The sequence below is a fragment of the Gemmata sp. genome (assembly GCF_051859125.1).
GTDB lineage: Bacteria > Planctomycetota > Planctomycetia > Gemmatales > Gemmataceae > Gemmata.
The window spans coordinates 1-6672 of sequence record NZ_JBHYGG010000156.1; the positions used below are offsets into that span (position 1 = coordinate 1).

Sequence of the window (6672 nt, forward strand, 5' to 3'; positions counted from 1 at the left end):
GCGACTCGCAGAGCCTCGTCGCGACCTCTCCCCGTAGGAACGGGGCGAGGTGGGGTCTCGGGGCTTCTCCATCGCGATGCGGTCGGGTGGGCGTGCCGGTGGACCGGTGAGCCCCACCTCGCCCCGTTCCTACGGGGAGAGGTCGCCGCGCTTCGCGGCGGGTGAGGGGTGCCACCTGAACCGCACCCCAGGCGCGCCGCCCATTCCGCCACCGGTTCTAAAGACCGCAGGACAGACGGGCAGGAGCCGAGGCGGTCCCGCTGTCCCCGTCCGGCCTCCGCCCGCCTGAGGTTCTGGCCTCCGGCTCAGGCCATCGCGAACGCGCCGTCGGCGGCCCGGACCGCGGCCTGCACGAAGCACTCGAAGATCTGCACGTCAAGGGCCGACGCGGTGTCGGCCTCGGGGTGCCACTGGATGCCGACGCAGAACCAGTTCGGGTCCGTGGCCTCGATCGCCTCGACGACCCCGTCCGGGGCCTTCGCGGCGACCCGCATCCGCTTGCCGATCTGGTTCACCGCCTGGTGGTGCGTGCTGTTGACCCGCAGCTCCTGGGCGCCGTAGATGTCGTCGAGCCGGGTGTTCGACTCGATGAGCACCATGTGCCGGTGCGGCGCGCCGGTCTGGTCAAAGTGGGGCATGGCCTTCGGGTTGTCGGCCGGCAGGTGCAGGTGCAGGGTGCCGCCGGCGAACACGTTGAGCTGCTGCATCCCGACCCCGATGCCGAGCACGGGGGTCTTCCGCTCGAAGATGCGGGCGAGCAGCGCGCGGTCCGCGTCCTCGCGGCGGGCCGGCATCGGGTTGACGACGGCGGTGAGCGCCTGGCCGTTCCGCCGCGGGTCCATGTCGGCCCCGCCGGTGAGCACGATGCCGGCGAGTTGGTCGAGGAGCACGTCGAAGTCGGCCATGTTCTCGCGGCGCGGCGGGGGCAGGAGGATCGGGAGCCCGCCGGCGGCGAGGATCGCGTCCACGTACCCGGAGTTGATGCGGGCGTAGGCCGGGCCGTTCTTGGGGGCGACGTAGTCGGTGTTGACGCCGATGAGCGGCCGGTTGGCCGGCGGGGCGGCGGGGGTCTTCGGGCTCGGATCCTTGATGCGGGTAACTGGCATATCGTCGGCCCCTCCGTGGACCTCGTGGGGGTGTCCTTACCCCGGTGAGTCGTGTCGGGAGCGAGTGTAGCCCGCGAGAAAAGGTCAGTGCAAGGGCAACTCCGCCGGGCGGAACGATGGCCAGAGAAACAGAGGGCCGAACGGGCGCGGCGCACGCGGCCGAGGAACGAAGATCGTGATCGCTCCGCGGACCCGCACCCGCCCGAGACCGTGGCGAGCCGGGAGCGTCAGCGACCGGAGTTCTGGTCAAGCGCGCACCTCCGGTCGCTGACGCTCCCGGCTCGCCGTGCGCCGGGGACTCTCGACTGCTGGCTGGTCCGGGCGACCACGCGCGCAACTTCAACACTGGTGCTCCGGGTTAGCCCCAACAGGGCAGCGCCCCGCCCGATTCCGCCTCTCGTCCCGCCGCCGCCGGTGCCCTGGCGAACCGCTGAGTCGGCGAATCGATATCATCCCACCAACCGCCACGACCCGGACACGCACCGCCGCCGGTTCGGCCGTTCCCGCTTCCGCCGCCCCGCGCCCCGGGGCACAATGGCGGGACCGGGCGGGCCACAACCGCGGGGGCGTCGGGTCCGGCGGCCAGGTTCGCCCCGTCGGAGTGTCGTCATGTCGGTCATGGGTCCGCTGGCCGCCCTCACCCTCAAGTCCGCGTTCGGCTCGTCCGTCGATCAACTGATCGGGTGGCTCGGCGCGCGGTTCTCCAACCCGGCCCAGCCGCTCCAGCGGGCGCTCGTGCGGGCCGGCGACAACGCCTGGAAGACCCTGGGGTTCGCGCTCGCCGGCGACGAGCTGTTCGCCCGGGTGCAGCCGTGGTTCCCGGGCCGCGACCTGACCCCGCTGCGCGAGACCGTGCGGGCGTTCCTCGCGAACGCCGCGACCGGGCTGCACGCCGCGACCCCGGGGCTCCGGCTCCAGGCGGCCGTCGAACTCGCCCGGGTGCGGCGGGCCGGGCGGCTCGCGGTCCTCATCGACCGCACCCAGGTCCTCGACGACCTGTGGCGGTGCGGGGACACGACCCGGCTGATCCTCGCGGCCGAGGACGCCGTGGCCCGCGTGGCCGACGCGCTGGCCGCCGACGCCCCGCGGCTGGCGCAGGCCGTGCGGCTCGCCCCTAAGGACGGGCTCCCGCCCCTCGCCGCCGCGCTGCTCTACTATTTCCGCCGCGAGGCCGAGTACAACCAGGACCTCGCCCGCGGGCTGTCGTTCGACTCGGTCCGCCTCGCGACCGCGGGCACCGAGCGGGGGATCGTGTTCCTCGACGGGCCGCCCCCGAGCGTCCTCGACCACTTCGACATGCTGTTCGACCCCCTCGTGGACTGGCACTCACGGGCGGTCGCCGAACTCGCCACGTTCCGGCGAGAGGTGCGCGACTGGCGGGGCACCCACGGGGTCGCGCCGGCCGCGGCCGACGCGCCGGTCGAGGTGCTCGCGGTCCAGGAGCGGGAGCGGGTGCTCCAGTTCCACGGCCGGCTCCGGCAGGTGCCCGGCGAACTGGTCGAGTGGGCCGACTGGCAGGGGCTGGGCGACAACCTCGCGGCGTGCGGGCTGTTCAAGGAGGCCCGCGCGGCGCACACCGCGGCCGCGGCCCAGGCCCGGGTCGACGCCGAGGCGGGGGCCGAGGCCGAGAACTACTTCCGCATCTACAAGGACGCCTGCGAGAGCTCCAAGTGGCCCGAGGCCAGGGAGGCGCTGCTCCGCGCCGCCAAACTCGACCCGGCCCGGTTCCGCCCGTTCGACACGTGCCGGTACCAGATCGACGCGGTCCTCGGCGTCAGCGCGTTCGGCACCCTGTTCCGGTGCCTCGACACGGAAGAACTGGACGACGCCGGGAACCCGACCCCGGTCGCGGTCCGGGCGCTCCGCACGCCGGCGCTGGACCGCGACGTCCGCGAGGTGCTCGCCGACGCGCGGCGCCTCCGCGACCTGCACCGGCCGGGCAGCCGCATCGTGCGGTCGCTCTCCTGGGGCTTCGCCCGCACCGACCCGGACGCCCCGGCCCGCAAGGAGCGGCCGTACCTGGTCACCGAGTTCTTCCCCGGGGAGACGCTCGACGCGGTCGTCCGCCGGCACGGGCCGGTGCCGGTGCCGGTGCTCCTGCCGGTGGCGCTCCAGGTCGCCGAGGCGGTGCGGAAGGCCCACTCGAAGGGCGTGTGCCACCGCGACCTGACCCCGGCCAACGTGCTGTCGCGGGTGGTCGACGGGAACTGGGACGTGCGGGTCATCGACTTCGGCCTCTCGGCCCCGCACGAGGCGGTGACGCACGCGAGCCTGAACCTCGCCGCCAAGCGGTCCACGGCCCGCGACAAGAGCCTGACCCGGTCGCTGGAGTTCGCCGCGCCCGAGCAGCGGGGCCGGCTCCCCGGCGTCGCGGTCGGCCCGCACTCCGACGTGTACGCCTTCGGGAAGACGTGCGCCTGGCTCCTGTTCCAGACGACCCTCCCGCAACCGCACCACTGGGCCGCGGTGCCCGAGGCGGTGCGGCAGCCGCTGCAAGCGCTGCTGGAGAGGGCGACGGCCGACGCGCCCGAGGCCCGGTTCCGCTCGTTCGACGAGGTGATTGCGGCGCTGAAGGCGTTCTTCCAGCCCCCGGCCCCGCCCCCCGTTCCAGAGCCCGTTGCCGAAGCGGTGCCCGAAGCGGTCGCGGAGGCCGTGCCCGAGGTCGCGCCGCCGCCCCCGCCGCCGGTCGCCACTGCGCGGAGCGCGGCCGTGTCCGTGCCCGCCCCGCGGCCCGTTGCGCCGGGGACCCCGCGGAGCGCGCCCGTGCCGGTCCCGGCCCCGCGGCCCGTCGCGCCGGCCACCCCTCCGTGGCCCGTCCCGGCCGTGCCGCTGCCGGTCGAGGCGCTGCACGAGGAGATCGTCGAGGAGTTGGAGCCCGTCGAACTCGACGCGGCCGACGAGCCGCCGACCGACCCGTTCCAGACCAAGGCGCTGGAGCCGGTCGAGGAGCCGCCCCAACCGGTCGAGGAGCCGGTTCAGGAACTGGACCCGGTCTCGTCCATCGAGAGGGCCGCTGTCCCGCCGCCCGACCCGGCCGCCGACGAGCCGGTCCACGAACTGGAGCCGGCCGAGCCGCGGTTCGTGCTCAACCCGGCCGACACGCAGGAGATGGCGGTCCCGCCCGACCTGAAGGCCCAGTTCCCCCCGGCCGACGAGCCCGCACCCGCGCCCGACGCGCCGGCGCGCGCACCCGCGCCGGAGCCGAAGAAGCCGCGGGCCGAGGGCAAGAAGGACCCGCTCGCACCGGGTCGCATCCGCACGGCGGGCGAGCGGTTCACCATCAAGCTCCCGGGGAACCTGCCGCTCACGTTCGCGTGGTGCCCGCCGGGGGCGTTCCAGATGGGGAGCACCCGGGCCGACGCGAACACCGACGAGAAGCCGGCCCACACCGTCGCGCTCACGAAGGGGTTCTTCATCGGCATCTACCCGGTGACGCAGGCCCAGTGGAAGGCGGCGCTGATGCCGACCGAGCCGAGCAACTTCGCCGGCCCCGACCGGCCCGTCGAGCAGGTGCTCTGGGAGGAGAGCCAGAAGTTCTGCCGGCAGATCACGCGGAACCTCAAGGGCCGCGGTGCGGTGCGGCTGCCGACCGAGGCCGAGTGGGAGTACGCGTGCCGGGCCGGGACCGACACCGAGTTCCACACGGGCGACGGCGAGGCCGCGCTGGCGCGGGCCGGGTGGTACGAGACCAACAGCGGCAAGGAGACGCACCCGGTCGGGCGGCTCGCCCCGAACGCCTGGGGCATCTCCGACACGCACGGCAACGTGTGGGAGTGGTGCGGGGACTGGTACGCCGAGTACACGGCCGACCCGCGGACCGACCCGACCGGCCCGGCGACCGGTACCGACCGCGTGTTCCGCGGGGGCGGGTGGGGCGACTCCGCGAAGTTCTGCCGCTCGACGTACCGGAGCTGGTTCGACCCGGCCGTGCGGTACGACGCGCTCGGGTTCCGCGTCGTCCTCGTCCCGTCGGGGTGACCCGCGCACCCCGTCCCCGCCGCGCATCCGGCCGCACCGGCCGCACCGGCCCAGAGCCTACCCCCGGGCCGGCGGCCGCGCCCGGAACCGTTCTTCCCCCCACTTCGGCTTGAGCCGGCCGCCCGTTCCGTGTGTGCTGAGTGGTGAGACACTCCGCACCCCGGCAGGACGCCCGCACCGCCCACAAGGGTCACGATGGTGGCGTTCCGGTCAGCATGGGCGCGGGCCGCGGTCGCCGCGCTTGTTGCGATCGTCACGAGCGCCGGTTGCGCCGGGCGGAAGGGGTTCCGCGGGACGCCGAGCCCCGCCGAGGCCGGCGTCAACTCCAACAACCTGATCGACCCGGTTCAGCAGCACGCGCTCGCCCGCAACGCCGGGTTCGACGAGTTTTACCAACTGGTGAAGCAGGTCCGCGAGCAGAACCGGCCGGCGGTGGTGCCGCCGAAGCGGTCGGTGCTGTGCCTGTCGGGCGGCGGCTCCTACGGCGCGTACACCGCCGGCGTGCTGTGCGGGTGGACGCAGTGCGGCGGGCGGCCGCAGTTCGACGTGGTGACCGGCATCAGCACCGGCGCGCTGATCGCCCCGTTCGCGTTCCTCGGGTGCCGGTACGACCCGCTGCTCCGCGAGTTCTACACCACCCTGAGCCGCAAGGACATCTTGAAGCCCCGCCCGATCCGCGGGCTGTTCTCCGAGGCGTTCGCCGACAACACCCCGCTCGCGAACCAGATCGACCGCGTGCTGACCGAGGAGGTCGTGCGTGAGATCGCCGTCGAGCACGCGAAGGGCCGGCGACTCTACGTCGGCACGACCGAGGTGGAGAGCCGGCGGTTCGTGGTGTGGGACCTGGGCGCGATCGCGAGCCGCGGGCGGCCGTGCGACCGGGCGACGATCCAGCGCATCCTGCTCGGCTCGTCGGCGATCCCCGGCGTGTTCCCGCCCGCCGAGATCGAGGTCGAGGTGAACGGCCGGGTGTTCGTGGAGCGGCACTCCGACGGGGGCGTGTCGCAGGGGCTGTTCTACGCGCCGCCGCACGTGCCCCCCGAACTCGCCGCGGTGCCCGAGGGCCGGTCGCTGTACGGGTCCGACGTGTACGCGATCGTGGCCGGGAAGCTGTACTCGGACCCGCAGGTGATCAAGCCCCGGGCGCTGGCGCTCGCCGGGAGCAACGTCGAGACGGTGCTGTACGCGCAGACCCGCGGCGACCTGTTCCGGCTGTGGACGTACAGCACGGTCCGCGGGATGAACTTCCACATGGCCGCGATCCCGGCGGCGTTCGCGGTCGAGGGCGGGTCGGTGGACTTCGACACGAAGGTGATGACGGGGCTGTTCAACGAGGGGGTGCGGCAGGTGTGCGAGCGGACCGCGTGGCGGACGACGCCCCCGGGCCTGGAGCCCGGCGAGCACCCGCTCGTCCGCGGCGGCACGAACCTGATTTACGAGCCGCGGAGCGCCGACCCGGAGCCGCTGGAGGAGACCGGCCTGTTCCGCCGCCGCCGGTGACGTGCGTGATAAAGTGCCGGGTGAGTTGTTCGCGTGGCTTCCCCTCACCCGCCGCGAAGCGCGGCGACCTCTCCCCGTAGGAACGGGG

At 74.0% G+C, this 6672-nt stretch carries 3 protein-coding genes; 2 read left to right on the forward strand and 1 reads right to left on the reverse strand.

Features of this window, described 5'->3' with window-relative positions:
* Positions 1–305 precede the first annotated feature (305 nt).
* Positions 306–1106 (reverse strand): gamma-glutamyl-gamma-aminobutyrate hydrolase family protein, encoded by an 801-nt coding sequence (locus ACTIGN_RS14890; RefSeq protein WP_439625145.1) that lies wholly within the window; start codon positions 1104–1106, stop codon positions 306–308.
* 609 nt (positions 1107–1715) lie between these two features.
* Here ACTIGN_RS14890 and ACTIGN_RS14895 point away from each other — a divergent pair.
* Positions 1716–5084 carry an SUMF1/EgtB/PvdO family nonheme iron enzyme gene (locus ACTIGN_RS14895; RefSeq protein ID WP_439625147.1) on the forward strand — a complete coding sequence of 1123 codons (3369 nt, stop codon included), beginning with the start codon at positions 1716–1718 and terminating at the stop codon, positions 5082–5084.
* Between the two features lie 195 nt (positions 5085–5279).
* On the forward strand, positions 5280–6584 hold the full coding sequence (locus ACTIGN_RS14900) for a patatin-like phospholipase family protein (protein ID WP_439625149.1): 1305 nt from the start codon (positions 5280–5282) through the stop codon (positions 6582–6584).
* Positions 6585–6672 lie beyond the last annotated feature (88 nt).